At 61.7% G+C, this 24,908-nt stretch carries 28 protein-coding genes; 4 read left to right on the top strand and 24 right to left on the bottom strand.

Annotated features, from left to right (window positions below; translation table 11 throughout):
- Nucleotides 1-17 precede the first annotated feature (17 nt).
- Nucleotides 18-1,988, bottom strand: coding sequence for a methionine--tRNA ligase (gene metG / locus INF37_RS01515; protein WP_101692295.1), 1,971 nt, complete (start codon nucleotides 1,986-1,988; stop codon nucleotides 18-20).
- On the bottom strand, nucleotides 1,978-2,850 hold the full coding sequence (locus tag INF37_RS01510) for a hypothetical protein (RefSeq protein ID WP_193535946.1): 873 nt from the start codon (nucleotides 2,848-2,850) through the stop codon (nucleotides 1,978-1,980). The genes metG and INF37_RS01510 overlap by 11 nt, the downstream gene beginning before the upstream one ends.
- A 204-nt stretch (nucleotides 2,851-3,054) precedes the next feature.
- Between INF37_RS01510 and INF37_RS01505 the strand changes: the two genes are divergently transcribed.
- Entirely contained in the window at nucleotides 3,055-4,203 is a 1,149-nt protein-coding gene (locus tag INF37_RS01505) for a sensor histidine kinase (protein ID WP_235964121.1), read from the top strand.
- Nucleotides 4,204-4,266: 63 nt separating this feature from the next.
- Here INF37_RS01505 and INF37_RS01500 read toward each other — a convergent pair whose 3' ends face one another.
- Complete coding sequence (locus tag INF37_RS01500) at nucleotides 4,267-5,631, bottom strand: citrate/2-methylcitrate synthase (protein ID WP_186963086.1); 1,365 nt, start codon at nucleotides 5,629-5,631, stop codon at nucleotides 4,267-4,269.
- Between the two features lie 102 nt (nucleotides 5,632-5,733).
- Here INF37_RS01500 and spoIID point away from each other — a divergent pair, with 102 nt between their 5' ends.
- Both spoIID and INF37_RS01490 read left to right on the top strand, forming a co-directional pair.
- Nucleotides 5,734-6,741 carry a stage II sporulation protein D gene (gene spoIID, locus INF37_RS01495; protein ID WP_193535944.1) on the top strand — a complete coding sequence of 336 codons (1,008 nt, stop codon included), beginning with the start codon at nucleotides 5,734-5,736 and terminating at the stop codon, nucleotides 6,739-6,741.
- 112 nt (nucleotides 6,742-6,853) lie between these two features.
- Nucleotides 6,854-8,251 (top strand): NAD(P)/FAD-dependent oxidoreductase, encoded by a 1,398-nt coding sequence (locus INF37_RS01490; protein ID WP_101692299.1) that lies wholly within the window; start codon nucleotides 6,854-6,856, stop codon nucleotides 8,249-8,251.
- A 56-nt stretch (nucleotides 8,252-8,307) separates the two neighbouring features.
- Here the strand turns inward: INF37_RS01490 and INF37_RS01485 are convergent, their stop codons facing one another.
- From INF37_RS01485 to INF37_RS01455, 7 genes are all read right to left on the bottom strand, one after another.
- A complete protein-coding gene (locus INF37_RS01485) occupies nucleotides 8,308-8,772 on the bottom strand; it encodes a hypothetical protein (protein WP_193535942.1) in 465 nt (154 codons plus the stop codon).
- Between the two features lie 31 nt (nucleotides 8,773-8,803).
- Nucleotides 8,804-9,004, bottom strand: coding sequence for a hypothetical protein (locus INF37_RS01480; protein WP_193535940.1), 201 nt, complete (start codon nucleotides 9,002-9,004; stop codon nucleotides 8,804-8,806).
- A gap of 159 nt (nucleotides 9,005-9,163) precedes the next feature.
- Nucleotides 9,164-9,379, bottom strand: coding sequence for a hypothetical protein (locus INF37_RS01475; RefSeq protein WP_193535937.1), 216 nt, complete (start codon nucleotides 9,377-9,379; stop codon nucleotides 9,164-9,166).
- Between the two features lie 95 nt (nucleotides 9,380-9,474).
- Nucleotides 9,475-9,876 (bottom strand): hypothetical protein, encoded by a 402-nt coding sequence (locus INF37_RS01470; RefSeq protein WP_186963092.1) that lies wholly within the window; start codon nucleotides 9,874-9,876, stop codon nucleotides 9,475-9,477.
- A gap of 33 nt (nucleotides 9,877-9,909) precedes the next feature.
- Nucleotides 9,910-10,308 (bottom strand): hypothetical protein, encoded by a 399-nt coding sequence (locus tag INF37_RS01465; protein WP_193535935.1) that lies wholly within the window; start codon nucleotides 10,306-10,308, stop codon nucleotides 9,910-9,912.
- Between the two features lie 305 nt (nucleotides 10,309-10,613).
- A complete protein-coding gene (locus tag INF37_RS01460) occupies nucleotides 10,614-11,324 on the bottom strand; it encodes a DUF4367 domain-containing protein (RefSeq protein WP_193535933.1) in 711 nt (236 codons plus the stop codon).
- On the bottom strand, nucleotides 11,308-11,853 hold the full coding sequence (locus INF37_RS01455; protein ID WP_193535931.1) for an RNA polymerase sigma factor: 546 nt from the start codon (nucleotides 11,851-11,853) through the stop codon (nucleotides 11,308-11,310). The genes INF37_RS01460 and INF37_RS01455 overlap by 17 nt, the downstream gene beginning before the upstream one ends.
- Before the next feature lie 207 nt (nucleotides 11,854-12,060).
- Here INF37_RS01455 and INF37_RS01450 point away from each other — a divergent pair, with 207 nt between their 5' ends.
- Nucleotides 12,061-13,161, top strand: a complete 1,101-nt coding sequence (locus INF37_RS01450; protein WP_193535929.1) for a metallophosphoesterase — start codon at nucleotides 12,061-12,063, stop codon at nucleotides 13,159-13,161.
- A gap of 46 nt (nucleotides 13,162-13,207) precedes the next feature.
- Here the strand turns inward: INF37_RS01450 and INF37_RS01445 are convergent, their stop codons facing one another.
- The 14 genes from INF37_RS01445 to INF37_RS01380 all read right to left on the bottom strand — a co-directional run bounded on the left by INF37_RS01445 (nucleotide 13,208) and on the right by INF37_RS01380 (nucleotide 24,849).
- Nucleotides 13,208-14,293 carry a hypothetical protein gene (locus INF37_RS01445; RefSeq protein ID WP_235964120.1) on the bottom strand — a complete coding sequence of 362 codons (1,086 nt, stop codon included), beginning with the start codon at nucleotides 14,291-14,293 and terminating at the stop codon, nucleotides 13,208-13,210.
- A 119-nt stretch (nucleotides 14,294-14,412) separates the two neighbouring features.
- Entirely contained in the window at nucleotides 14,413-14,871 is a 459-nt protein-coding gene (locus tag INF37_RS01440; RefSeq protein WP_101692307.1) for a MarR family winged helix-turn-helix transcriptional regulator, read from the bottom strand.
- 73 nt (nucleotides 14,872-14,944) lie between these two features.
- Nucleotides 14,945-15,370 (bottom strand): 3-hydroxyacyl-ACP dehydratase FabZ, encoded by a 426-nt coding sequence (gene fabZ, locus INF37_RS01435; RefSeq protein ID WP_101692308.1) that lies wholly within the window; start codon nucleotides 15,368-15,370, stop codon nucleotides 14,945-14,947.
- 3 nt (nucleotides 15,371-15,373) lie between these two features.
- Nucleotides 15,374-16,615 (bottom strand): beta-ketoacyl-ACP synthase II, encoded by a 1,242-nt coding sequence (gene fabF / locus INF37_RS01430; protein WP_193535927.1) that lies wholly within the window; start codon nucleotides 16,613-16,615, stop codon nucleotides 15,374-15,376.
- Between the two features lie 23 nt (nucleotides 16,616-16,638).
- The gene (gene fabG, locus INF37_RS01425) at nucleotides 16,639-17,382 is read right to left on the bottom strand and encodes a 3-oxoacyl-[acyl-carrier-protein] reductase (RefSeq protein ID WP_101692310.1); all 744 of its coding nucleotides are present in this window, start codon (nucleotides 17,380-17,382) and stop codon (nucleotides 16,639-16,641) included.
- Between the two features lie 2 nt (nucleotides 17,383-17,384).
- Nucleotides 17,385-18,314 (bottom strand): ACP S-malonyltransferase, encoded by a 930-nt coding sequence (gene fabD / locus INF37_RS01420; RefSeq protein WP_101692311.1) that lies wholly within the window; start codon nucleotides 18,312-18,314, stop codon nucleotides 17,385-17,387.
- 43 nt (nucleotides 18,315-18,357) lie between these two features.
- The gene (locus INF37_RS01415; RefSeq protein ID WP_101692312.1) at nucleotides 18,358-19,290 is read right to left on the bottom strand and encodes a nitronate monooxygenase; all 933 of its coding nucleotides are present in this window, start codon (nucleotides 19,288-19,290) and stop codon (nucleotides 18,358-18,360) included.
- A gap of 34 nt (nucleotides 19,291-19,324) precedes the next feature.
- Nucleotides 19,325-20,263 carry a beta-ketoacyl-ACP synthase III gene (locus INF37_RS01410; protein WP_101692313.1) on the bottom strand — a complete coding sequence of 313 codons (939 nt, stop codon included), beginning with the start codon at nucleotides 20,261-20,263 and terminating at the stop codon, nucleotides 19,325-19,327.
- A complete protein-coding gene (locus tag INF37_RS01405; protein WP_101692314.1) occupies nucleotides 20,260-21,201 on the bottom strand; it encodes an acetyl-CoA carboxylase carboxyltransferase subunit alpha in 942 nt (313 codons plus the stop codon). The genes INF37_RS01410 and INF37_RS01405 overlap by 4 nt, the downstream gene beginning before the upstream one ends.
- Nucleotides 21,194-22,075, bottom strand: coding sequence for an acetyl-CoA carboxylase, carboxyltransferase subunit beta (gene accD, locus INF37_RS01400; protein WP_235964118.1), 882 nt, complete (start codon nucleotides 22,073-22,075; stop codon nucleotides 21,194-21,196). Before accD ends, INF37_RS01405 begins: the two co-directional genes overlap by 8 nt.
- Nucleotides 22,076-22,097: 22 nt before the next feature.
- On the bottom strand, nucleotides 22,098-23,474 hold the full coding sequence (gene accC / locus INF37_RS01395; protein ID WP_193535924.1) for an acetyl-CoA carboxylase biotin carboxylase subunit: 1,377 nt from the start codon (nucleotides 23,472-23,474) through the stop codon (nucleotides 22,098-22,100).
- A 10-nt stretch (nucleotides 23,475-23,484) separates the two neighbouring features.
- Nucleotides 23,485-23,937, bottom strand: coding sequence for an acetyl-CoA carboxylase biotin carboxyl carrier protein (gene accB, locus INF37_RS01390; RefSeq protein ID WP_186963100.1), 453 nt, complete (start codon nucleotides 23,935-23,937; stop codon nucleotides 23,485-23,487).
- Nucleotides 23,938-23,940: 3 nt separating this feature from the next.
- The gene (gene acpP, locus INF37_RS01385) at nucleotides 23,941-24,165 is read right to left on the bottom strand and encodes an acyl carrier protein (RefSeq protein WP_101692317.1); all 225 of its coding nucleotides are present in this window, start codon (nucleotides 24,163-24,165) and stop codon (nucleotides 23,941-23,943) included.
- Nucleotides 24,166-24,360: 195 nt separating this feature from the next.
- Entirely contained in the window at nucleotides 24,361-24,849 is a 489-nt protein-coding gene (locus tag INF37_RS01380; protein ID WP_193535922.1) for a GNAT family N-acetyltransferase, read from the bottom strand.
- Between the last annotated feature and the right edge of the window lie 59 nt (nucleotides 24,850-24,908).

The raw sequence follows: 24,908 nt of genomic DNA, 5'->3' as shown, positions 1-24,908 counted from the left end.
TGATATGGTCATCTCGATCAGCACAGCTTGGCGCCGGCGGGGATCTTGTCGTCCAGCATGATGAGGTTCAGGCGCTCCTCACCGCGCTCGGTGTGGACGGCGGAGAGCAGCATACCCTGACTCTCCTGGCCCATCATCTTGCGGGGCGGCAGATTCACGATGGCGGCCAGGGTCTTCCCGATGAGCTCCTCGGGCTTGTACCACATGGCGATGCCGGAGAGGATCTGCCGGTCGGTGCCGGTGCCGTCGTCCAGCGTGAACTTGAGGAGCTTGTTGCTCTTCTTCACCGCCTGGCAGTCCTTTACCTTGACCACCCGCAGGTCGTTCTTGCAGAAGCTGTCAAAGTCCACCGTCTCCTCCAGCAGGGGCTCAGTCTCCAGCGGGGGCAGTGCGGCACGCTTGGCCTCCTCCGCGGCCTTCTCCAGCTCGGCCAGCTCCTTCTGGATGTCGATGCGGGGGAAGAGGTTCTCGCCCCGCTCCACCCGCACATTTGCGGGGAGGGAGCCCCACTTGCCGGCACTCTCCCAGGTGGTGCATTCGGCGCAGGCGCCGATCTGCCCAAAGAGCTTGGTGCAGGAGTCGGGCATGAAGGGGCTGAGGAGCACACCGGAAATGCGCAGGCACTCCAGCAGGTTATACATGACCCGGGCCAGGCGGGGCCGGTTGGCCTCGTCCTTGGCCAGCACCCAGGGCGCGGTCTCGTCAATATACTTGTTGGCCCGGGCGATGAGCTTGAAGACCTCAGCCAGGGCATCCTGGAAGGCATAGCGCTCCATGGCCTGCTCGTACCGGTCCCGCAGCGTGGAGGCCATGGAGACGATCTCGTCGTCCAGGGCGTCGCCGGTCTGCTCCTCGGGGAGCTGACCATTCTCAAAGTACTTGCCCACCATGGACACGGTGCGGCTGAGGAGGTTGCCCAGGTCGTTGGCCAGGTCCACATTGATGGTGTTGATGAGGGACTCGTTGGAGAAGTTGCCGTCGGTGCCGAAGGGGAAGGTCCGCAGCAGGAAGAAGCGCAGGGCGTCCACTCCGTAGCGCTCGGCCAGCAGGTAGGGGTCCACCACATTGCCCTTGGACTTGCTCATCTTGCCGCCGTCCAGCAGGAGCCAGCCGTGGCCGTAGACCTTCTTGGGCAGGGGCTCACCCAGCGCCATGAGGATGGCGGGCCAGATGATGGAGTGGAAGCGGACGATCTCCTTGCCCACAAAGTGGACATCGGCGGGCCAGTACTTCTCATAGTCCTGGTGGGCGTCGTTGTCAAAGCCCAGGGCGGTGATGTAGTTGGAGAGGGCGTCGATCCACACATAGACCACATGGCCCGGATCAAAGTCCACCGGCACGCCCCAGGAGAAGGAGGTGCGGGAGACGCACAGGTCCTCCAGACCGGGCTTGATGAAGTTGTTCACCATCTCATTGACACGGCTGCGGGGCTCCAGGAAGTCCGTGTTCTCCAGCAGGTCCAGAATGCGGTCGGCATACTTGGACAGGCGGAAGAAATAGGCCTCCTCCTGGGCGTCCACCACCTCGCGGCCGCAGTCGGGGCACTTGCCGTCCACCAGCTGGGTCTCGGTCCAGAAGGACTCGCAGGGCTTGCAGTACTTGCCCTCATACTTGCCCTTATAGATGTCCCCCTGCTCATAGAGCTTTTTGAAGATCTTCTGCACGGCCTGCTCGTGATAGCCGTCGGTGGTGCGGATGAAGCGGTCGTTGGAGATGTTCATCAGCTTCCACAGGTCCAGTACGCCGCGGGGCCCCTCCACGATGTTGTCCACGAATTCCTTGGGGGAGACACCGGCCTCCTTGGCCTTGTCCTCGATCTTCTGGCCGTGCTCATCGGTTCCGGTGAGGAACATCACATCGTAGCCCTGGAGGCGCTTATAGCGGGCCATGGCGTCGGTGGCCACGGTGCAGTAGGTGTGGCCGATGTGAAGCTTGTCCGACGGATAGTAGATCGGGGTCGTGATATAAAATGTGTTCTTATCCTTCATTGGGGGTCTCCTCCGTTTCTTCTGTATCACCCGCGCCCTTCTTCTCCCGGGGCTTTCCCGTCTTGGAGAGGAGGACGGCAGACATGGTCAAGGGGTAGAGAATGCCGAATCCATACAGCGCCATCGTGGCCCAGTCATGGGCGTCGGCCAGCGTGGTCATGGAAAAATAGACTGCCAGCAGGGAAAAGCACAGGGCCCGGCCTGCCTTGGAAGTCTCAAAGGCAAAACTGGAGAGATAATATACCGACAGCAGGACGCAGATGATGGCCAGCAGCTCATAGATATAGTCCTGGATCACCGGGTCGGCAGCCCGGTTCTGATAGGCCGCGATGAGCCACACACAGCACAGATAAGCGGGCATGAGCACCAGGGAGCTGTATTTCCCCGTGGGCTCCCCCCGGTAAGCGTTGCGGCCGGTCACCAGGACACAGATCCCCGCCGCCGCGCTCAGCGCCGCCATCAGAATGGGCAGCAGCATGGTCATCGCCGGATTTCCTCCGCTGCCCTGGGCGGCCAGAGCGGCTGCCTCACGGTAGGCCGTGGGGATTCCCGTCAGTTTCAGTGCCGCCGCCCCCAGCAGGAAGAAAGCCGAGAGGACCACCGCCCCCATAAAGAGCGAACAGTCCTTGGCGGCAAAGGCCGTGTCATAATCCCCATAATCGACGTTGCGCCGGCTCCATCCCAGCAGTGCGCACAGGATCCCTACTATGGCCGAAAGGGCGATCAGGGCCAGCGTGGACGGCATGCCGGGCGTCACAAGCCCTGTCTCCTCAAAGGCGGTGGCCAGCTCCCAGCGGCGCAGCGCAAAGCCCACGCCGCCCAGAAGGACCGCCAGCGCAGGATATACGATTTTTTTCTGCATGTCAGGCTCCTTTCCGAAGCATTCCAGCCTATGTCTATGGAAATATCCTCGAGTTTATAAGTATATCATATTCTCCCACAAAAAGCACGGGGTAGCGCACTTTTTTGTGGAAGGACTCGGGGTGGGCTCTCCCTTGCCAGTTTCCCCTCCCCGTTTTATAATAAAGGCTGTTACTCAGGCGCATGTTGAAATAGGAGGTCTCCCATGTCAGAACAGCGCTATACCCGTCTGAAACTTCGTATGCTGCTGGTGGTGGTGGCGGGCGCCGCTGTGGCCAGCGCCGTAGGGCTCTTTCTGGAGGATGTGCTGATCGACGGCTTTCTCCAGGACCCCTTTGCCCAGCTCTTTGTCTGGATCGCCACCCACCTGTTTGGGCAGAGCACCGCCGCATCTCTGGACGCATATCAGCTGTACATCCGCAATTATAAGCGGGAGTGGGTCATGCTCTTCCTGTTTTTATTGATGCTTGTGGCTTTTTATCTGGCCATGGGACGCTTTACCCGCTGGCTGGACCAAATCCGCTCCGCCACGGCCCGGATCGCCGACCTCTCCGACCAGGAGGTCTCCCTTCCCAAGGAGCTCGCTCCCCTGGAGAAGGACCTCAACGCCATCCGGCAGCAGCTTCAGGCCCGGGAGGCCTGTGCCAAAGCGGTGGAACAGCGCCGGCAGGATCTGATCTCCTTTCTGGCCCACGATCTCAAGACTCCCCTGACCTCCGTGGTGGGCTACCTCACCCTGCTCCACGACGATCCCCATCTGACCCCGGAGCAGCGGAGCAAATTCACCGGTATCGCCCTGGAAAAGGCCCAGCGGCTGGAGGAGCTGCTGGGGGAATTCTTTGACATCACCCGCATGGATCTGGGGGCCGACCCCGACTCCATGGTCCCCATTCAGCTCACCATGCTCCTGGAGCAGATCGCCGATGAATTTTACCCCATTTTCGCGGAGAAAGAACTCCGGTGCACAACGGAGATCGAGCACCACCTTGTGGTGCTCGGTGATCCGGACAAGCTTGTCCGGGTTTTTGACAACGTCCTGCGCAACGCGGTCAATTACAGCACCCCCGGCGGGGAGGTCCGCATCTCTGCCCTGCGGGACGGCCAACAGGTGGAGATCCACATCTCCAACGAGGGGCTGGAGATCCCGGAGGGGGAGCTAGCAAATATTTTCCAGAAATTTTACCGGCTGGACGCCGCCCGTTCCACCCGGACAGGTGGCGCGGGGCTGGGTCTGGCCATCGCCAAGGAGATCGTGGAGCGCCACGGCGGGACCATCCGGGCCGAGTCCAACGGCCGTTTTACCAGCTTTGTGATCACACTTCCCCTCTACGATGCCCCTTCCACCCAGGCATAACGGCAGAAAAGCGGCGGGCCGAATGGCCCGCCGCAGTGTATCCGAAGTGTTTTGCAGCCCAAATTACCGCTGGTCCAGCGGGACAAAGGGGCGCAGAGGAGCCACCGCCTTGTAGGCGGGACGGATGATCCGGTTGGCGCTGCCGCCCACTTCTTCCAGCCGGTGGGCACACCAGCCTACCACACGTGCCATCGCAAAGAGGGGCGTGTAGAGCTCTTCCGGGATGCCCATCATCTTATAGACAAAGCCGGAGTAGAGATCGATGTTGGCGCATACCACTTTTTTGTCTCCCTTCACATCGGCCAGCACCGACGGGGTCAGGCGCTCCACCGCCTCGAAGAGCTGGAACTCATCCAGCATACCCTTGGTCTCGGCCAGCTCCCGGGCAAATTTCTTGAGGAGCACGGCGCGGGGATCGGACAGGGTGTAGATGGCGTGTCCCATCCCGTAAATGAGGCCGGAGCGGTCTCCCGTCTCTTTGCGCAGGATCTTTCCCAGGTAATCCTTGACCTCCTCGTCGTCTTTCCAGTCTTTCACATCGGACTCGATATACCGGAACATCTCCATGACCTTCTTGTTGGCGCCGCCGTGGCGGGGGCCCTTCAGGGAGCCTACTGCCGCCGCCACCGCCGAGTACATGTCGGTCCCGGAGGAGGAGAGTACCCGGCAGGCAAAGGCCGAGTTGTTGCCGCCGCCGTGCTCAGCGTGGAGCACCATGCACAGGTCCAGCAGGCGGGCCTCCTGCTCGGTAAAGCGGTTGTCATGGCGCACCGAGTAGAGGAAGTTCTCCGCCACGCTCAGCCCGGGCTGGGGCCGGTGGAGATAGAGGCTCTCGTCATTGTAGTAGTGCCGCTTCACAGCAAAGGCGTGGGCCACGATGACCGGTACCCGGGCGATGAGCTGGATGGCCTGCCGCAGCTGATTGGCCAGGGAGAGATCGTCGGGATTGTCGTCGTAGGAATAGAGGGCCAGCACCGAGCGGGCCAGCTTATTCATCACATCCGGGCTGGGCGCCTTGAGGATCATGTCCTCGGTAAACATTTTGGGCAGGGTATGATTGTCGCTCAGAGCCTGCTTGAACTCCTCCAGCCGCGTCCGGTCAGGCAGCGCCCCGAACAGGAGAAGATAGGCCGTCTCCTCAAACCCGAAGCGGCCCTCCCGCATAAAGCCGTCGATGAGCTCCTCCACATTGATGCCCCGGTAGATGAGCTTGCCATCCATGGGATAGCGCTCACCATCCTGCACATAGTAGCCCAGAACATTGCCGATCTGGGTCACGCCCGCCAGAACGCCGGTGCCGTCGGCATTGCGCAGGCCCCGCTTGACCCCCCAGCGCTCATAGTAGGACGGGTCAATGTAGTTATGGGCCCGGTATTCCTCGCATAGACTGGTAACAAAGTCCATGCCATTGTCCTTTTTTCCCTCCATGGTTCTATGCTCCTTTGCGCAAGTATGTTTGTTTATTTTATCACACTAAAGTAAGACAGTCAACGCATTTCCACACTACCTAACTGCGACGGAGGTCTACCTATGAAACAAGTGGCGGCCACAGCCCTCATATTGCTCCTGCTCTTTTTCCTGCTTCCCCTTCTGCTGCTCCGGGGGGACCCCCTCCAGTCCCAGGAGGAGGACGGCTCTCTTCCCCTGGACCACACGGCGGTATCCCCCGTCCCCTCCGGGGAGCTGGACACCGGGACGCAGATCCAGGTCCAGCTCTCCGACGGGACGGTGAGCACCATGTCCATGGGAGATTATCTCTGGAATGTGGTGGCCGCTGAGATGCCCGCCTCCTTTGAGCTGGAGGCCCTCAAGGCCCAGGCTGTTGCGGCCCGTACTTACGCTATGCGGAAGATGGAACACCCCTCCCAGGCCCATCCGGATGCCGACGTGTGTACCGACCATACCTGCTGTCAGGCCTATATCGAGCCCGAACAGGCCGCCTCCAACTGGGGCGAAAACGCCGACGTCTACACCGCCAAGATCCGCGCCGCCGTGGCCGGAACGGACGGCGTGGTGGCCAAGTACAATGGACAGCTCATTGACGCGGTCTTCTTCTCCTCGGCCGCCGGAAAAACCGTGGACGCCGTGGAGGTCTGGGGCAATTCCGTCCCCTATCTCACCAGTGTGGAGTCCCCCGAGGGGGAGGAGGTGCCCAATTACCACTCCACCGTGGAGGTCAGTGCCGCCGACTTCAAGACGAACTTTCTCGCCGCTCATCCGGACGCCGTGCTGGAGGGGGACCCGTCCTCCTGGTTCGGCGCGCCCCAGCTCAACTCCGCCGGAGGGGTGGAATCCATCTCCGTGGGCGGAGTCTCCACCTCGGGAAATGAGATGCGCACCCTCTTCGCACTGCGTTCCACCAGCTTTACCATCTCCACAACGGCGGATACCATCACCTTCTCGGTCACCGGCTACGGCCACGGCGTGGGCATGAGCCAGTACGGGGCCAATGCCATGGCCAAGGAGGGGAAGACCTATGAGGAGATTCTGACCTGGTATTACACCGGTATTGAGCTCACCACCGAGGCCACCGCATAGTTCATACAGGCCTCTGGTTTCCTCTTGTCATTTCTCTCATTTTTTGTTATAATAGCAAATTGAAAGAGTATGTACAGCTCTCCGGAAATTTGAGAAAAGGGAACGAACGCACATGAACACAAGATACGATGTAGCCATCATCGGCTGCGGCGAGGCCGGAATCTTCGCCGGGTACGAGCTGATGCGCCGCCACCCCGCGCTCAAGGTGGTCACCCTGGATCAGGGCGCCGATATCTACACCCGCAGCTGCCCCATCGTGGCGGGCAAAGTGAAGGAGTGCATTCACTGCAAGATCTGCGATACCATGTGCGGTTTTGGCGGTGCGGGCGCCTTCTCCGACGGCAAGTATAACTTTACCACCGCTTTTGGCGGCTGGCTCACCGACTTTATGGACGGGAAAGAGGTCATGGACCTCATCGACTATGTGGATACCATCAACGTCCAGCACGGCGCCACCACCGAGGTCTTTTCTACCACCACTCCCGAGGCCCGTGCGCTGGAGAAGCGCGCCCTGGAGCATGACCTCCATCTCCTCCAGGCCCGCTGCAAGCACCTGGGCACCGAGAACAACCTAAAAATCCTCCAGAGCATCTATGAGACCGTGAAGGAGCACGTGGAGTACCGCTTCCACACCGCCGTCACCACCATCGAGAACCGCGGGGAAGAGGGCTACCGCCTCATTACCGACAAGGGAGACGAGGTGGACTGCACCTGGCTCATCGCCGCCCCCGGCCGTTCCGGCGCGGAGTGGTTTGCCAACCAGTGCAAGGGCCTGGGGATCGAGCTCATCAACAACCAGGTGGACATCGGCGTACGGGTGGAGCTCCCCGCCAAGGTCTTTGAGCACATCACCGATGTGGTGTATGAGTCTAAGCTGGTCTACCGCACCAAGCAGTACGGCGACCAGGTGCGCACCTTCTGCATGAACCCCTACGGCCATGTGGTGGCCGAGAACGTGGAGGGCATCAACACGGTCAACGGCCACTCCTACTCCGACCCCAAGCTGCGCAGTGAGAACACCAACTTCGCCCTGCTGGTCTCCAACCGCTTTACCCAGCCCTTTAACGAGCCTTACCGCTACGGCAAGCACATCGCCTCCCTGTCCAACATGCTGGCCGGCGGCGTGCTGGTGCAGCGCTTCGGCGACCTGGTGGCGGGCATCCGTACCAACGAGCACCGCCTGAGCAAGTCCTTTGTCCGGCCCACCCTCACCGCCGCCGTTCCCGGCGACCTGAGCCTGGCCCTGCCCAAGCGGCAGCTGGACGACATCATTGAGATGATCTACCAGCTGGACAAGATCGCCCCCGGTACCGCCAACTACGACACTCTCCTCTACGGCGCGGAGGTCAAATTCTACTCCTCCCGCCTGGCCCTCTCCGGCGAGCTGGAGACCGCGCTGCCCCGTTTCTTCGCCATCGGCGACGGCGCAGGTGTCACCCGCGGCCTGGCCCAGGCCGGCGCCTCCGGCGTCAAGGTGGCCCGTGTCATTGCGGAGCGTCTGGGAAAATAAGATATGGATAAACAGAAGAGCCGCCCGGCAATGCCGGGCGGCTCGTTTTCTATGCTTCATTCTTCCTGCGCCGGGCGGAGGGCGCAGCGGGCCTCTCCCAACGTGATGACCGCCTCCGGGGCCAACTCCACGTCGGAGAAGAGAAGATACACGTCCTTTCCCCAGATGGTCGTATGGGGGACGGTCAAATAATCCTCCACCTGTCGGTCATCCACCGTCAGAATCGGATGTTCCTCTGCACCAAAAGGCCAGTAGACATTGCCGTCCCGGCCGGGGAGCCGGAGGCGCACCTCATAGGTCCGTGTCTCATGGTCATAAAAGGCGGAAATGATCTCTCTTCCGGTCAGCTCTCCTGTCTCCCAGGTCAGGGGAATGACCTGCTCATAGGAGGAGTCGAAGAAAATCGCCTTCCCATGGTCCTGTTCCCAGCACACCAGCCCAAACAGCAGCGTGCCCGCCAAAAGAAGCCCGACGGCCAGAAGAACCCATCCACGCCGGGTACTCCACATGGCCCCTTTCATATCGGTTCACCCCCGTACCTGGATGCGTCCATTAGCCGCGCCGCAAAAACAGCGCTTTCACTTTTCCCCAGAACGTATTGGGTGGATAACCTTTTGACCGCCGAAACGCCTCCTCCGCCTGTTTCGCCTGACGCAAGGCCTTCTTTTCCGCCGCGCCGAACGGCGGGACTCCACATTCTTTTTCGTTCAGCTCCACATTCAGTTTCGCTCTGGAAAACATATCGTAGAACACGAAACCCCATCCTTACCGCCGAATATTCCCAACGTTCTCTCCCTGTTTATTGTAGTTTTTCCACAAAAAGCAGTCAACTTATTTTTCATTTTATAAGGTCCCGGCCCCCAAAATCGGGAGCCCGGGACCCGGACACAAAACCGTATACAGGACAACCGCTTATAATGCCTCCCATCCACTGCGGACAAAGGCGATCTCCTCGTTCAGATTGTTGGCCCGCTCAGGCAGGACGACGGTCACATTCTCCCACATTGCTTCAAAGGTCATCTGCTTCTGGTTCAGCAGGGAGATAAACTGGTCCACCTGGTCCTCCATCTGGCTGGCCGAATTCTTTACATAGCCGCAGCGCCGAAACCTGCTGCCGCCCGCTTCCATCCTGTTTTCATCGTTAAAATCTCCTTTTAAAAGGGAGCCGCCGCCCAGCAGTGCCAGGCGGCTTGTTTCATTTGTCTTTCTCCCGTTTCTCCACTTTAATCTATGGCATTGACATAGTCATTGAAAAATTCGCACCATACACGGGCTTCTGTGTAGGTTTTATCATAACCCTGTTTACAATTAACGCACTGATAGGTCTCAATTCTTTTTCTTTCTTCTCTATGATCCAAATCTCCGTGCTCCTCACCGCCGTGTATGCAAGGGTTTGTACGGACACGAATCCAACCCGTATACACTGTCTTTGTCTTATATACTTTCCCATCTGTACATTCTGTACACTCTTCCCATCTCGGCTGAATCTCTTCAGTTCCTATCTTATCTTCCGTTTCTCGCGGCGTTTCCTTTGTGGGTTGAGCAACGGCACATGAAGGTACTAAGATGGAACACATAATGGCAGCCCCACAAAGAATGCCCAGATACTTTTTTGCCTTTTTCATAATAAATACTCCTTCTCCATTCCATTCTGATGTTTATAGGCTTGATTCTTTCTCCCCTTCAATCACGTCGCTCCCCTTGGAACTGGTGACGGTGACGGTATAGCTCAGCCGGTAGGTGCCGCCGGTCACTTCGGTGCTTGTATAGGTCTCCTCAAAATAGAGTTTCCCAGTGGCCTCTTCTCCGGTCCAGTAGTCCAGTACCTCCCAGCCGCCGTTAGCACGCTGCTTCGCCAAAGAGATGTTGGCGGAAATTTTATCCGATGGACTCATTGCAACGACATGGAGCTCACAGGTCAGTGTACTTCCGCTGCGTGTCAGGGAAGGAGATACCTCTGCCCGGCTGTCCCATCGTTCTTCCGCCGCCAGCGCCCCCGCTGAACACAACATCATCAGCGCCAGGGCCAGAGCGCACACGCGTTTTATTATCTTCATTGGAATCGCCTCTTTCTTGAAAATTTAGGATATTCTCCCTATTGCTCATTATAATCTTCTTTTTCTATTTGTCAACTTTTTATTGAATTTTATTTAAAATTTTATATATTTATCAAAAAAATGCCCACTTTTATAGAGGTATCCAGCTTTTCAGGATACCAACTTTTGATCTGACCACCAGCCCCCTGTATACTTCTCTGCCCTATTAACGTACCAGCCCCATGATTTGAGACACCCTTTTTTCGTTTTTACAAAAAATTTTTAAAAAAGGTTCCGGCCCCCGTATCGGGAGACCGGAACAAAGCTCAGGACGTAGGCGCAATGCTCTCCGCCATATAGAGCAGCTCCTCTTCACTTAAAACCCCTCTGAGGGAAAAAACCATCCCCGCCTCCTCATCGGCCCAAATAACTGTGCTTGGGTCATCTTCTTCAATTCCTGTATATAGATCGGCGGGCAATCCATGAATGGTAACTCGATGGAATACATTGTGTTCATTATCCAACAGGATATTTCCTTCATTAGATAACGGCATATAGGTTAAAGAGAGAAAATAGTCTTTATCATTAACATAATCAATAGAACGCAGAGAACCTGTTTCATCTTTCCCCCATTCCTCATACCCCTCCGGCACATAGGTAGGCCGCCAGACGCCCAGCGGGGCAGGTTCTGTTCCGTCCCCCTGAAATTGATACTCCGTATATTCCGGGCGCCAGGTGCTCCACATCCGCACCACCCAGGCCCGGGCCGCCGGATTCGTGGCCAGGACCAGCGCGGCAGACAGACACAGGGTCACCAGCGCGCAGGCCGCATACCACAGAACGGCCTTATACCCAAACCTGGAGCGCCGCCTGGCATAGCGGAACGGATCGCGCAGGAGTCGTTCGCGCTCCCGCAGGTAGTCCTGGGAAAAGTCCGGCTCCCCGGACAGGGCGGCAAAATCCGCCTCCCCGTCCAGCCGGGCCGCCTCCAGAAGGGCAGCCCGCAGCCGCTCATCCCACTCACTTCCCATGCTCATATCCCTCCCTCCGCAGTACCGCCACCAACCGGGCGCGGGCCCGGTCCACCCGCTTGCGGGCGGTGGTCTCGCTGATGGACAGGCGGCGGGCAATGTCCCGGATCTCCCACTCCCGCACGAAGCGCAGCTCCAGCACCTCTCGGTCCCGGTCCGGCATGGAACGGATGAGCTCCACCAGACGGCGGTAACCGTCCTCGCTCTCCGCGGTCTCGGCGGCCTGGGCCTCCCAGTGTTCCGGCAGGGCAGCAAGCCGTTCCTCCTGCCGCAGCAGATCCAGCGCGGCGTGTTTCACTATGATAACGGCCCAGGGACCGATTTTGAGACAATCTTCCTCAAAAATTTTTTTGAACTGGTCGAAGTGTCCGGCGATATGGACCATAGCCTCCTGCACGGCGTCCTCCGCCCGCCGCGGGTCCCTCAGCAGACCCAGGGCCACGGCGTAAAGTCTGCGCTCATACCGGCCGTGGAACTCCCGGAAAAGCGCCCGGTCCCCATCGCTCTCCAGCAGCGACAGACAAAGGGACAGCATGTTATCCTCTCCTCACTCCGCGTTTTAAACTTCTCAGTGTAGAACGCAGATATTTTCCCTGCTATTATAACGGATGAGCCTGCCTTTTTGAGACAGCATTTTCTATTTTTTTCATTTTTCTACCCAGGACCCCCGCTTTGCACCGGGAAAAAACTGTGCTAGAATAGATAAAACGCTTTCATTTCAACGATCAGACGAGGAAACACCATGGAACTGGCTAAGGTAGAACATATCCAGCTACCGGCGGGGCGCCGGGTACTGGTCATCAGCGATATACACGGCAACCTCACCTTTTTCAAGGCCCTGCTCCGGCAGGTGGGCTTCTGTGCGGACGACATCCTCATCCTCCTGGGGGACGTGCTGGAGAAGGGCGTGGACAGTCTGGCCACTCTGCGCTATGTCATGTCCCTGCGTGAGCACTATGAGGTCCATATGCTCTGCGGCAACTGCGACAATCTGACCTTCCACTTTGTGGACCAGACCCCTGACATCCCGCCGGAGTTTTACAACAGCTATGTCTTTGGCTGGGGAGAGAAGTGTGTCCTCACCCAGATGGCCCGGGAGGTAGGGGTGCCGCTGGAGAGCCCGGCGGACTTTCCCAATCTGCGCGCCGTCATCCAGGAGCGCTTTGCCCCGGAACTGGCCTTTCTTCGCTCCCTGCCCACCATCCTGCTGAGTGACCGTTTCCTCTTTGTCCACGGCGGGGTGTACCGGGAGGACCGGCTGGAACAGCTTACCGCCTGGCGGTGTATGAAAAATGACAATTTCCTGAGCCTGGGCCTGTCCTTCCACCGCTGGGTGGTGGTGGGCCACTGGCCAGTCACCCTCTATGACCCCAGTATCCCCTCGGCGGCCCCCATCATCCTGCCGGAGCGGCACATCATCAGCATCGACGGCGGCTGTCAGCTCAAATGGGACGGACAGCTCAACGCCCTCATCATCCCGGATGGGGAGTCGGAGGACTTCTCCTGGCAGAGCTATGACGGTTTTCCCACCGCCGTGGCTCTGGACCGTCAGGAGGCCTCCACCGGCTCCATCAACATCCGCTGGCACGAAAACCCAGTGGAGGTGCTGGAGTGGGGGGAGGAGTTCTCCCGCTGCCGCCACCTGGCCAGCGGCCGGGTACTGGACATCCTCACCGAGTATCTCTATGAAAAGGGGGGCGTGACCCGGTGTGAGGATTCCACCGACTACCGCCTCCCGGTGGAGCCGGGGGATGTACTCTCCATCGTGCGCACCACCTCCCGGGGTTATCTGGCCAAGAAAGACGGCGTCACCGGCTGGTATGCCGGCCGCATCCAGTCCTGACACAAAAGACCGTACGGAGCAGCATCTCCGTACGGTCTTTTTTCGTTCAGGCCCGCTCCAGCAGTTCCGCGGCGATGGCGTCCGCCTGGGCGTGGACCCGGTCAAAGTCCACATGGGGGTTATAGAGGGCCTCCAGCGCGTCGTGCATGGCTTTGGCCTGGGCCATGGCCTCCACCGCCTCGTCCACCAGGGCGGCCGACATCTTGCGGGAGAAGCGCAGCCGTCCCTTGTTCCGCCGCAGCTGCTCCTGGTCGGCCATGGCGTCGATGCGCAGGCGGCGGTAGGGCCGCTTGCCCGGGTAGGGCAGGGTGGGCGTGCTGGACACAAACCCCAGCGACAGCGCGGGGATGAGCACATGGCGCAGCCGCTCCGGGTCCATGGGGTCGGGGCAGAGGATCACGTCGTACCCCGCCGCCCGGGCGCCCGCCGCCAGGTAGGCCAGAAGGGGATGGGCAAGCCCCCAGCTGTCGCACAGCTCATAGATTCGGCGGCACAGCCCCTCGGCTGTTTCAAAGTTGCACTGCACGCCCTTGCAAGAGATGGCGTCCAGGAAGCGATATTTGGCCTGGCCGGGCTCCTTGCCGGTCCGCTTGCACTCCCGGGAGAGGATGCCCCTGGCCCGCTTGACCATCCGGGCCTCCACCGCTGGAGTGAGGAGCAGGGCGCGGCGATCGGCCTCGATCTGGGCGGCGGCGGCCAGGCAGCGGTAGGCCCGGCGGTAGCACTCCGGATAGCCCTCCATGCACCCGGTCAGCTCCTCCCGGATGGCTTTGAGGGCGGGAGTATCATAGCACTCACCCAGGTTCACGTACCGCTCCACTGCGCCGGGACAGGTGGGCTCGATGACATGGGGCGCGGTGGCGTCCACCACCGCGGCGTGGAGTGCCGGGATATGTACGGCGTCCAGAGAATCGGGATCGCCGGAGCACTGGATATACTCCACGCCCAGGCCGTGCTCCTCCATGGCCTTTCCCACCCGCCGCATCAGGGTGGATTTTCCACAGCCCGGCCCGCCCTTGAGGAGAAAATAGTCCTCCACTGGCCCGGGGGCGAGCAGCTGGTCATAGATGGAATAAAACCCCTGTGGGGAATTGGCTCCCAGATAGAATTGAATCCGTGGCGTTGCACCCATAGAAAAGACCCTCCGTTTCGGTAAATTCATTCCAACTCACCATATGCCGGGAGGGAGAGGGCGGTGCGTGAAAAACGCCCGGCCGCCGGGGATTCCGGCGGCCGGGCGTAAGGATTCGGTCAGGGGACAGGGGACTCGGCGGGGAGAGAGATCTCAGGCATCAGCTCGGAGGAGATAATGCGGAGCATTTCCTCCAGCCGCTTGGCATCCTCGGCGGGGAAGCGGTGCTTGATGCGCTCCATCACCGTGGTCAGATAGCCATAGCTGATGTTGTAGTAGTCGATGTACTTCTGGGTCACGGTGAGGTGATACTCCCGCTTGTCCTCCGGCGACTGCTCCTTGCGGACATACCCCTTTTGAATCAGGCTGTTGACCTTATAGGCCGCATTGGGCGGCGAGATGTTGACAAACCGGGCAAACTCATTGATGGTCGGCCGGCCCAGCGCCATGATGATCTCCATGCAGAAGGTCTCCACTGTGGTGAGACTGGCCTCCCGGTCCTGAAAACGGGAAAACACCGCCTTATAAAAATGGAGCTTGAATTTGGTATACACGCTGTTGAATGTCTGATCCAGCATAAACCCTTCCTCCGCACTCGTTCCCATAATTGTCTCTATTCTACCAAACTTCCGCCGCGGAGGCAACCGGATGTCACTGGATCACAAAGGTCAGCTCAGCCTGGGCGGCGATCTTTCCGCCCACCCGGGCCACGGCCTTTCCGTAGCCGATGGGGCCCCGCTGCTCCACCAGCTCACAGGAGAGCTCCAGCACATCTCCGGGCGTGACCGGCTTTTTAAAGCGGCAGTTCTTGACCCCGCCGAACACGGCCAGCTTGCCCCGGTTCTCGGGCAGGCTCAGCGCGGCCACCGCGCCGGTCTGGGCCAGGGCCTCCAGGATGAGCACCCCGGGCATGATGGGCTGACCAGGGAAGTGGCCGGGGAAGAAGGGCTCGTTCATGCTCACGCACTTGATGCCCTTGGCCGACTTGCCGGGCTCGCACTCCACGATCCGGTCCACCAGCAGGAAGGGGGGACGGTGGGGCAGGATCTCCATGATCTCCTTGATGTCCAGTTCCATGTCTTACTCCTCCAGACGCTTGAAGATGAGGCTGGCGTTGTGTCCGCCGAAGCCAAAGGCGTTGACCATGGCGTGCCGGATGGTGGCGCTGCGGCCCTCATTGGGCACGATGTCCAGATCACAGGCGGGATCGGGGACCTGATAGTGGATGGTGGGGGGCGCAAACTGATCCCGCAGGGCCAGCACCGAGAAGATGGCGGCCACCGCGCCGCTGGCGCCCAGCAAATGGCCGGTCATGGACTTGGTGGAGCTCATCATCAGCTTGTAGGCGTGCTCGCCGAAGGCGGACTTGACAGCCTGGGTCTCGCCGGAGTCGTTGAGGGGGGTGGAGGTGCCGTGGGCGTTGATGTAGTCCACTTCCTCCGGGGCGATGCCCGCGTCCTGAAGGGCCAGCTTCATGCAGGCGGCCGCACCCGCGCCGTCGGGGCAGGGAGCGGTGATGTGATGGGCATCACAGTTGACACCGTAGCCCACGATCTCGCCCAGGATCTTGGCGCCGCGGGCCTTGGCATGCTCGTACTCCTCCAGCACCAGGATGCCGGCGCCCTCGCCCATGACGAAGCCGGAGCGCTCGGCGTCAAAGGGGATGGAGGCACGGGCCGGATCGGATACGGTGGTGACGGCGTGGAGGCTGGTGAAGCCGCCCATGCCGATTTCCGCGATGGTGGACTCGGCGCCGCCGCAGACCATGACCTCGGCATAGCCGTCCCGAATGTGGCGGAAGGCGTCGCCCACCGCGTTGCTGCCGCCGGCGCAGGCTGCCACAGGGCAGGTGCACATGCCCTGAAGGCCGTACTTGATGGCGATCTGTCCCGCGGCGATGTTGGGGATGATCATGGGGATAAAGAAGGGGGAGACCCGGTCAAAGCCCTTCTCCGCCCCCTTGAGGCACTCGTTCTGGATGGTGGTCATGCCGCCGATACCGCTGGAGACTGCCACGCCGCAGCGGGCGGCGTCCTCCTGCTCCAGGTCAAGGCCGCTCTGTTCCATCGCCTGGGCGGCGGCCACCATGGCAAACTGGGTGAACCGGTCCATACGCCGGGCCTCCCGGCGCTCCAGATAGTCCTCCGCCTGAAAATCCTTGACCTCTCCGGCCACCTTGACCTTCATCTTGGAGGTGTCGTACTGCTGGATGGTATCGATTCCGCACACACCGGCCTTGGCCGCGACCCAGGACTCCTCGGCTGTCTTGCCGATGGGTGTGATGGCGCCCATGCCGGTGATGACAACGCGTCGTTTTTCCATACTGTTCCTTCCTTTCGGAGAGCTTATACCGCCATGCCGCCGTCTACACAGAGGACCTGGCCGGTGATATATCCCGCCTCCTCGGCGGCAAAGAAAGCCACGGCCCGGGCCACGTCCTCGCTCTGTCCCAGGCGGCCCATGGGGATGGATTTCAGGAGAGCCTCCCGCGCGGCCTCGGGCAGCACGGCAGTCATATCGGTGTCGATAAAGCCGGGAGCCACCAGATTTACGGTGACGTTGCGGCTGGCCAGCTCCTTGGCGATGGACTTGCTCATGCCGATGAGTCCGGCCTTGCTGGCGGCATAGTTGGCCTGGCCGGGATTGCCCCGCAGGCCCACCACGCTGGAGAGGTTGATGATGCGCCCGTAGCGTTGCTTCATCATGGGCCGGTAGGCCGCCTTCATGCAGAGGAAGGCGCCCTTCAGGTTGGTGTCTACCACGGCGTCAAACTCCTCCTCCTTCATCTGGAGGGCCAGCTTGTCTTTCGTGATGCCCGCGTTGTTGACCAGGATGTGGAGGGAACCAAAGGTCTCGATGACCTGCTTCACCATGGCGTCCACTGCCGCGGCATCGGCCACGTCGGCCTGGACAGCAAAGGACTCCACCCCCAGCGCGCGGCAGGCGGCGGCCACTTCCTCGGCGGCCTGGGCGTTTCCGGCATAGTTGACTGCCACATTGGCCCCCTGACGGGCCAGCTCCAGGCACACGGCCCGGCCGATGCCACGGCTGCCGCCGGTGACCAGGGCGTTCTTTCCGGTGAGATTCATCGTTATGCTCCTTTCAGCGCGGCAAGGACCCCGTTCAGGTCCTCCACGGTGTCAATGGAATAGGTGGTCACATCCTTGACCGTCTTGCGGACAAAGCCCGAGAGAGTCTTGCCCGGACCGATCTCCACGAAGGTGTCCACCCCGTGCTCGGCCATGCGGCGGATGGTGTCCTCCAGATAAACGCTGCTCTGGACCTGGCGCTCCAGCAGACCCGGGATGGTGTCCCCCTCGCCCAGCACATCTCCCTTGCAGTTGAAGAGGACGGGGAAGGACATGGCGTGGAAGGATACGGTCTGGAATTTCTCCCGCAGGGCATCCCCGGCGGGGGCCATGAGGGAGGTGTGGAAGGGACCGCTCACCTTCAGGGGGACCACCCGGCGGGCGCCCGCCTCCTTGGCCAGCTCCCCGGCTTTCTCCACTGCCGCGGCGTCCCCGGCGATGACCAGCTGCCCGGGGCAGTTGTAGTTGGCGATCTCGGCCACCCCCAGCGCGGAGGCGGCGTCACAGGCGGCCTGGAGCTTTTCCCGCTCCAGATGAAGCACCGCGGCCATGCCGCAGGGACGGCCGGTGACAGCCTCGGCCATGGCCTTGCCCCGGAAGGCCACCAGCTCAATGGCGGTCTTGGGGTCGAACACGCCGGCGGCAGTGAGGGCAGAGTACTCCCCCAGGCTCAGCCCGGCGGCCATGGCGGGGTGGATGCCCGCCTGGTAGAGCAGCCCCGTCACGCCGGCGGCAAAGGCCACCATGCAGGGCTGGGTGTATCGGGTATCGGAGAGCTGCTCCTCCGGGCCCTCAAAGCAGAGCTTTTTCAGGTCAAAGTCCACGGGTGCGGCGTCAAACACGTCCCGGAACAGGGGGAACTGCTCGTAGAAATCCCGGCCCATGCCCACATGCTGGGCGCCCTGGCCGGCGTATAAAAAGGCGAGTTTCATAGTGCGCTCCTCGTTCATTGATCTGGGACGGGTGCCGTCCCGGTTATCTGGACTGGTTCAGCGCCCGCAGGCAGGCCTCAGACTGGGCCTGGAGCTCCTCAAAGATGGCGCGCAGGGGGCGGATGCTGTGGACCATACCGGCCACCTGTCCGGCCATGAGGCTGCCGGTGCGGGTGTCGCCGTCAAAGACGGCCCGGCGCAGGCTTCCCAGGGTAAAGTGCTCCAGCTCCATCTTGTCGGCGCCAGCCTTCTCCCGGGCCAGGTAGTCCTTGGTCATCTGGTTCTTGATGACCCGGACCGGGGCGCCCACCGAGCGGCCGGTGACCACGGTGGAGCGATCCTTGGCGGCAATGACCGCCTGCTTGTAGTTCTCGTGGATGGGGCACTCCTCGCTCACCAGCAGACAGGTGCCCAGCTGTGCGCCGCAGGCGCCCAGGGCATAGGCGGCCAGCAGCTGACGGCCGTCGGCAATGCCGCCGGCGGCGATCACGGGGATGTCCACCGCGTCGCACACCTGGGGGACCAGGGCCATGGTGGTGGTCTCACCCACATGGCCGCCGCTCTCGGTGCCCTCGGCAATGACGCCGTCCACCCCGGCCTTGGCCATCATCTTGGCCAGAGAGACCGCGGAGACTACGGGGAAGACCTTGGCCCCCGACTCCTTCCACATGGAGACATAGGGACCGGGGCTGCCCGCGCCGGTGGTGATGACCGCCACCTTCTCCTCGGCGGCGATCCGGGCCAGTTCGTCGGCCTGGGGATGCATGAGCATGATGTTTACGCCGAAGGGCTTATCGGTCAGGGTGCGGCACAGATGGATGTTCTCCCGGAAGGACTCCGGGCTCATGCCGCCCGCGCCGATGAGGCCCAGGGCGCCCGCGTTGGAAACGGCAGCGGCAAATCCGCCGGTTGCGATGTTGGCCATGCCGCCCTGGATAAAGGGGAACTCGGTCCCCAGGATCTCGTTGAGTTTCATGTAAACCTTCCTTTCGGAGTGGGAGAGACAGCCCTTACCACTCGAACAGGGCGCCGCCCCAGGTGAGGCCCGCGCCAAAGGCCACGGCCAGCACCTTCTGTCCCCGCTTGAGCAGTCCCTGTTCCACCATCTCGTCCAGCGCGATGGGAACGGAGGCGGCGGAGGTATTGCCGTAGCGCTCCATATTCTGATAAAACTTCTCCAGCGGGGCGTGAAGACGCTTGGCCGCCGTCTCAATGATGCGGCGGTTGGCCTGGTGGGGGACGATCCAGTCGATGTCGTCCAGGGTCAGGCCGCTCTTGTCCAGCAGTGTACGGGCACAGGAGGGCAGGGCATCCACCGCGAAGCGGTAGACGCCGGGGCCGTCCATGTGGATATAGGTGGTCTCGGGGCCGGGACCGTTGAGCCAGAGCACCTCGGCGTTGCCCCGGCTGCCCAGGTCGGCGTGCCAGAGCCGGTCCTCCAGCGTCAGCACCGCCGCGCCCGCGCCGTCTCCGAAGAGAACGCAGGTGCTCCGGTCGGTCATGTCGATGACCCGGCTGAGCTGGTCACAGCCAATGAGAAGGGCGTACTTTTTCTTCTCCTCCAGGGCCAGCATGCCCCGGACGGTCTCCAGACCGTAGAGGAAGCCGGTACACCCGGCGCTGATGTCATAACAGGGGATGTTCTCGGGCAGTCCCAGCGCGGCCTGCACCAGGCAGGCGTTGGAGGGAGAGGCGTGGTCGGGGGTGCAGGTGGCCACGATGCATCCGGCCAGCTCCTCCGGCGCAATGCCGGCGCGCTCCAGGGCCAGACGGGCCGCTCCGACGCAGAGGTCTACCGCGGTCTCCCCCTCGGAAAAATGCCGCTCGCCGATGCCGGTGCGGGTGCGGATCCACTCGTCGTTGGTATCCACGATGCGGCTGAGATCGTCATTGGTCACGACCTTCTCCGGCACATACCGGGCGATGGATACAAAACGCAGTCCTCTCATAGGGCCTCCTTTCGGGCGTTGAGGCCCATTTCACGGAATTTCTGATAGCGGTGGGCAGCAGGAGAGCGCAGCTTGAGCAGCTGGGCCAGATGGGTGTGGATGGCCCGGTCCACCGCGCGGTACACGCTCTCCGGCTCCAGATGAGCGCCGCCCAGGGGCTCGGGGATGACCTCGTCGGCCACGCCCAGCCCATGGAGGTCGGCGGCGGTGAGCTTCATGATCCCGGCGGCCTCGCCCGCACGGCTGGAGTCCTTCCAGAGGATGGAGGCAAAACCCTCGGGGGAGAGCACGGAGTAGACCGCGTTCTCCAGCATGAGCACCCGGTTGGCCACGGCCAGCGCCAGGGCGCCGCCGCTCCCGCCCTCGCCGATGACCACAGTGATCACCGGCACCTCCAGGGCGGACATCAGGGCCAGGCTGGAGGCGATGGCCTCTCCCTGGCCGTGGGCCTCGGCTTCCAGGCCGGGGTAGGCGCCGGGGGTGTCCACAAAGGTGATGATGGGACGGCCGAACTTTTCCGCCTGCTTCATGAGCCGCTGGGCCTTGCGGTAGCCCTCCGGGGAGGGCATGCCGAAGTTGCAGGCCATGTTTTCCTCCAGATTTTTTCCCTTCCGGTGGCCCAGAACGGTGACCGGAAGGCCGTGGTAGAGGGCCACGCCGCCCAGAATGCTGGGGTCCTCCCGGCACAGCCGGTCCCCCTTGCACTCAAAAAAGTCGGTAAAGAGGGCCTGGATGAAATCCGCGGTCCCCGGACGCCCGGTGTGGCGGGCCAGGTAGACCCGGTCCTCGGGGGTACAGTCCCGGCAGGCCTGGAGAAGCTCCTCCTTGTCCCGGAGAAGCTGGGAACGGCGGATCTGGGAGGCGGCGTCCGCCGCATCTCCCAGAGCGGCGAGCTCCTGGTCCATGACCGCCATCTTGGCTTCCACTTCTTTAATCACGGAGCTTGCCTCCCTTCTCGTGGAGTGTGAGGAGGAGGGAGATGGTCTCCCGCATCTGGGCCCGGGGGACGATCTGATCCACAAAGCCGTGCTCCTCCAGATATTCGGCCCGCTGGAAGCCCTCGGGGAGCTTCTGGCCGATGGTCTGCTCAATGACCCGGGGCCCGGCAAAGCCGATGAGGGCCCCCGGCTCGGCCAGGGTATAGTCTCCCAGCGAGGCAAAGGAGGCTGTCACCCCGCCGGTGGTGGGGTGGGTAAAGACCGAGATGTAGAGTCCGCCGGACTGGGAGAACTTCTCCAGCGCAGCGCTGGTCTTGGCCATCTGCATGAGGGAGAGGATCCCCTCCTGCATCCGGGCGCCGCCGCTGGCCGAGAAGATGACCAGCGGAAGGCGCTGCTTCCGGGCCAGTTCCACTGCCCGGGTGATCTTCTCGCCTACGGCCACCCCCATGCTTCCCATGAGGAACTGGCTATCCAGTACGGCGGCGATGATGGGGCGGCCGTTGACCTTGCCCTTGGCCGTGACCACTCCCTCCGTGAGGCCGGTGGTACGCCGGAGCTGGGCCAGCTTCTCATCATAGCCGGGGAAGTTCAGCACATTGGGCATGGAAAAGCGCTCGTCCAGCTCCTGGAAGGTGTGGGGGTCCAGGAGCATGGACAGGCGCAGATAGGCACCGATTTTGTGGTGATGGCCGCACTGGGGGCACACATACAGGGCCCGGACCAGGTCCCGCTTGGAGATGGCCGCCCCGCAGGCGGGACATTTCTCAAAGACCGCGGCCTCCGGGCGCTTGACTGCGGCCTTTTCCCGCAGTCCCCGCTGCTGCTGGAGCTGCATGAGCCGCTCCCGGCGGGCACGAAAGAGGTGATTCAAGGCTTGCTCGCCTCCTTATACCTTAGTTGGATGCCCCGCCGCAGTCCCACGAGAGGATCTCGTCCATGTGTCCGGCCAGAAATCCCGTGTCGTACTGGCCCCGGACAAAATCGGGGTGGTGGAGCAGCAGGTGGGCAAAGTCGGCGGTGGTGGGATAGCCCTCGATGACCAGCTCGGCCAGCGCCCGGCGCATCCGGCGGATGGTCTCCAGCCGGGTGGGGGCGTGGACAATGAGCTTGGCCACCAGGGAGTCATAGAAGGGACTGACCTCATAGCCGTTATAGAGCAGGGTGTCCACCCGCACGCCGGGGCCTCCGGGCAGATGGAGGAAGCCGGTCCGGCCCGGACAGGGACGGAAGCCGTGGCGGAAATCCTCGGCGTTGATGCGGCACTCGATGGCGTGGCCCCGGAGGACCACCTCGTCCTGCTCCACCGAGAGGGGGAGCCCCGCGGCGATGCGCAGCTGCTCCTTCACCAGATCCAGGCCGGAGACCAGCTCGGTGACCGGATGCTCCACCTGGATGCGGGTATTCATCTCGATGAAATAGAAGTGTCCCTCCTGATCCAGCACGAACTCGATGGTGCCGGCATTCACATAGCCGGCGGCTTTCGCCGCGGCCACGGCGGCCGCGCCCATGGCCTCCCGGAGCTCCGGGGTCAGGGCCTTGGAGGGAGATTCCTCCACCAGCTTCTGGTTCTTGCGCTGGATGGAGCAGTCTCGCTCCCCCAGGTGGATGACATGCCCCTGGGTATCGGCCAGGATCTGAAATTCAATGTGGCGGGGGTTGAGAATGAGCTTTTCCAGATAGAGCTCGCCGTTGCCAAAGCAGGCCTCGGCCTCACTTTTGGCCTCGTGGAAGAGCCGCTCCAGGTCCTCCGGAGCGTCCACCCGGCGCATTCCCCGGCCGCCGCCGCCGGCGCTGGCCTTGAGGAGGACCGGATAGCCGATGGTCCCGGCCAGGTCCAGGGCAGTCTGGGCATCGGGCACGGGACCGTCCGATCCGGGCACCACAGGGACCTGGTGGGCCTGCATGAGGGCCCGGGCCGCCGACTTGTTGCCCATCTGCCGGATGATGTCGCCGCTGGGCCCGATGAAGGTCAGGCCGCACTTGGCGCACAGGTCGGCAAACTCGGCGTTCTCCGACAGAAAGCCGTATCCGGGATGCACGGCGTCGCAGCCGCTCTCGGTGGCGGCGGTGAGAAGGGCGGGGAGGTTGAGATAGCTCTCCGCCGCCCGGGCCGGTCCCACGCAGACCGCGCGGGTGGCCAGCTGGACGTGGAGGGAATCGGCGTCGGCGGTGGAGTACACCGCCACGGTCTCCACGCCCAGCTCCTGACAGGCGCGGATGACCCGCACCGCAATCTCGCCACGGTTGGCGATCAAAACGCGCTTGAACATGGTTCTCTCCTTACTTGAGGCGGAAGAGGGGCTGGTCAAAGCCCACCAGCTCTCCGTCCGACACCAGCACCTCGGCGATGATGCCGTCGGCGGGGGCGGGGACCTCGCTCATCATCTTCATGGCCTCCAGGATGCACACGGTCTGCCCCTTCTTGACCGCCGTGCCCACAGGGGCAAAGGGAGCGGCGTCGGGGGAGGAGGCGGCATAGAAGGTACCCACCAGAGGAGCCTTGATAAAGCTCCCCTCGGCTTCCGGGGCCGGAGCCGGGGCGGCCGGGGCAGGAGCAGCGGGGGCCGGAGCCGCCGGAATCACCGCACCCGGCACAGGGGCGGGAATGACCGCGGGCACCGCAGGCAGGGCTTTATCCAGCGCCAGGCGGAAATCCTTCTGCTCCAGCTCGAAATGCTGAATGGAGCTGGCCTCAAAACGCTCCATCAGCGCGCAAATCTCTTTGAAATCCATGGCTTAGGCGTGCTCTTCCAGGTAGCGGACAATGTCGCCCACGGTCTGCACGTCCTTGAGGACCTCGTCGGGCATGGCCACACCCAGCTCCTCCTCCAGAGCGGCGTTCAGATCCACCGCGTCCAGGGAATCCAGCTCCAGGTCCTCGGTCAGGCTGGCCTCCATGGTCACGCTCTCGGGATCACAGCTCAGGTTGGCAACGATGATATCACGCACTTTTTCAAACATAAAGAAACTCCTTCTGCGACAGGGTCGCCTGTTGTCGTTTTTTGCATTTTAGTTAAAAAAATTTAATTAAAATGATTTAAGCGTATTTTAGACAGTGGACGGCCAAATGTCAAGGGAAATTTTTCACTAGAATCCAGGGTATAAAAAATGGAGCGTCCGGGATGGACGCTCCATTTTCGTGCTCTCCGGGCCGGTTCAGGCCAGGATACACTCCATATCATACCATACAGCGCCGCCGTGGACCGACTGGGACACACCGCAGTTGGAAAAGCCGAATCGCTCATAGTAGTGGATCAATTTTTCCTTGCAGGTGAGCACCACACGGCGCTTTCCGGCCTGCCGGGCTTTGGCGAGATAGGCTTTCATCAGTTGGGCGGCCACCCCGTTCCGGCGGTACTCCGGCAGGACGGCCAGGCCCAGAATGGCCATGGTCTCCCCCTCGCCGTCCGCTCCGCCCGGCTCGTAGATGGCATCGCAGATAAAGCGTTCCCGGGTGGCCGGACCATTGAGCAGTCCCACCACGCGTCCCTGTTCCTCGGCCACCAAAAACCACTCCGGGAAGGCGGCGATCCGGTACTGGAAGGCCGCGCGGGTGGCCGCCTCTGCCGGCGGAAAACCGGCGTTTTCCACCTGACAGACCGCATCCAGGTCGGCAGGTGTAACGGTACGAATCTGAAGATCCATTTGTAAAAGCACCCTTTCTCTTTTTCCCGATTGAACGGCTTCTTCCGCACAGCCGCCTC

Origin of the sequence: Pseudoflavonifractor gallinarum (genome assembly GCF_014982855.1) — a bacterium.
Taxonomy (GTDB): domain Bacteria; phylum Bacillota; class Clostridia; order Oscillospirales; family Oscillospiraceae; genus Pseudoflavonifractor_A; species Pseudoflavonifractor_A gallinarum.
This window is presented reverse-complemented; position numbering and strand designations above follow the sequence as displayed.

What these genes read in the sequence shown, in the direction of transcription:
- metG (WP_101692295.1), bottom strand. Translation starts at nt 1,988, where the DNA reads ATGAAGGATAAGAACACATTTTATATCACGACCCCGATCTACTATCCG.
- INF37_RS01510 (WP_193535946.1), bottom strand. Translation starts at nt 2,850, where the DNA reads ATGCAGAAAAAAATCGTATATCCTGCGCTGGCGGTCCTTCTGGGCGGC.
- INF37_RS01505 (WP_235964121.1), top strand. Translation starts at nt 3,055, where the DNA reads ATGTCAGAACAGCGCTATACCCGTCTGAAACTTCGTATGCTGCTGGTG.
- INF37_RS01500 (WP_186963086.1), bottom strand. Translation starts at nt 5,631, where the DNA reads ATGGAGGGAAAAAAGGACAATGGCATGGACTTTGTTACCAGTCTATGC.
- spoIID (WP_193535944.1), top strand. Translation starts at nt 5,734, where the DNA reads ATGAAACAAGTGGCGGCCACAGCCCTCATATTGCTCCTGCTCTTTTTC.
- INF37_RS01490 (WP_101692299.1), top strand. Translation starts at nt 6,854, where the DNA reads ATGAACACAAGATACGATGTAGCCATCATCGGCTGCGGCGAGGCCGGA.
- INF37_RS01485 (WP_193535942.1), bottom strand. Translation starts at nt 8,772, where the DNA reads ATGAAAGGGGCCATGTGGAGTACCCGGCGTGGATGGGTTCTTCTGGCC.
- INF37_RS01475 (WP_193535937.1), bottom strand. Translation starts at nt 9,379, where the DNA reads ATGGAAGCGGGCGGCAGCAGGTTTCGGCGCTGCGGCTATGTAAAGAAT.
- INF37_RS01470 (WP_186963092.1), bottom strand. Translation starts at nt 9,876, where the DNA reads ATGAAAAAGGCAAAAAAGTATCTGGGCATTCTTTGTGGGGCTGCCATT.
- INF37_RS01465 (WP_193535935.1), bottom strand. Translation starts at nt 10,308, where the DNA reads ATGAAGATAATAAAACGCGTGTGCGCTCTGGCCCTGGCGCTGATGATG.
- INF37_RS01460 (WP_193535933.1), bottom strand. Translation starts at nt 11,324, where the DNA reads ATGAGCATGGGAAGTGAGTGGGATGAGCGGCTGCGGGCTGCCCTTCTG.
- INF37_RS01455 (WP_193535931.1), bottom strand. Translation starts at nt 11,853, where the DNA reads ATGCTGTCCCTTTGTCTGTCGCTGCTGGAGAGCGATGGGGACCGGGCG.
- INF37_RS01450 (WP_193535929.1), top strand. Translation starts at nt 12,061, where the DNA reads ATGGAACTGGCTAAGGTAGAACATATCCAGCTACCGGCGGGGCGCCGG.
- INF37_RS01445 (WP_235964120.1), bottom strand. Translation starts at nt 14,293, where the DNA reads ATGGGTGCAACGCCACGGATTCAATTCTATCTGGGAGCCAATTCCCCA.
- INF37_RS01440 (WP_101692307.1), bottom strand. Translation starts at nt 14,871, where the DNA reads ATGCTGGATCAGACATTCAACAGCGTGTATACCAAATTCAAGCTCCAT.
- fabZ (WP_101692308.1), bottom strand. Translation starts at nt 15,370, where the DNA reads ATGGAACTGGACATCAAGGAGATCATGGAGATCCTGCCCCACCGTCCC.
- fabF (WP_193535927.1), bottom strand. Translation starts at nt 16,615, where the DNA reads ATGGAAAAACGACGCGTTGTCATCACCGGCATGGGCGCCATCACACCC.
- fabG (WP_101692310.1), bottom strand. Translation starts at nt 17,382, where the DNA reads ATGAATCTCACCGGAAAGAACGCCCTGGTCACCGGCGGCAGCCGTGGC.
- fabD (WP_101692311.1), bottom strand. Translation starts at nt 18,314, where the DNA reads ATGAAACTCGCCTTTTTATACGCCGGCCAGGGCGCCCAGCATGTGGGC.
- INF37_RS01415 (WP_101692312.1), bottom strand. Translation starts at nt 19,290, where the DNA reads ATGAAACTCAACGAGATCCTGGGGACCGAGTTCCCCTTTATCCAGGGC.
- INF37_RS01410 (WP_101692313.1), bottom strand. Translation starts at nt 20,263, where the DNA reads ATGAGAGGACTGCGTTTTGTATCCATCGCCCGGTATGTGCCGGAGAAG.
- accC (WP_193535924.1), bottom strand. Translation starts at nt 23,474, where the DNA reads ATGTTCAAGCGCGTTTTGATCGCCAACCGTGGCGAGATTGCGGTGCGG.
- accB (WP_186963100.1), bottom strand. Translation starts at nt 23,937, where the DNA reads ATGGATTTCAAAGAGATTTGCGCGCTGATGGAGCGTTTTGAGGCCAGC.
- acpP (WP_101692317.1), bottom strand. Translation starts at nt 24,165, where the DNA reads ATGTTTGAAAAAGTGCGTGATATCATCGTTGCCAACCTGAGCTGTGAT.
- INF37_RS01380 (WP_193535922.1), bottom strand. Translation starts at nt 24,849, where the DNA reads ATGGATCTTCAGATTCGTACCGTTACACCTGCCGACCTGGATGCGGTC.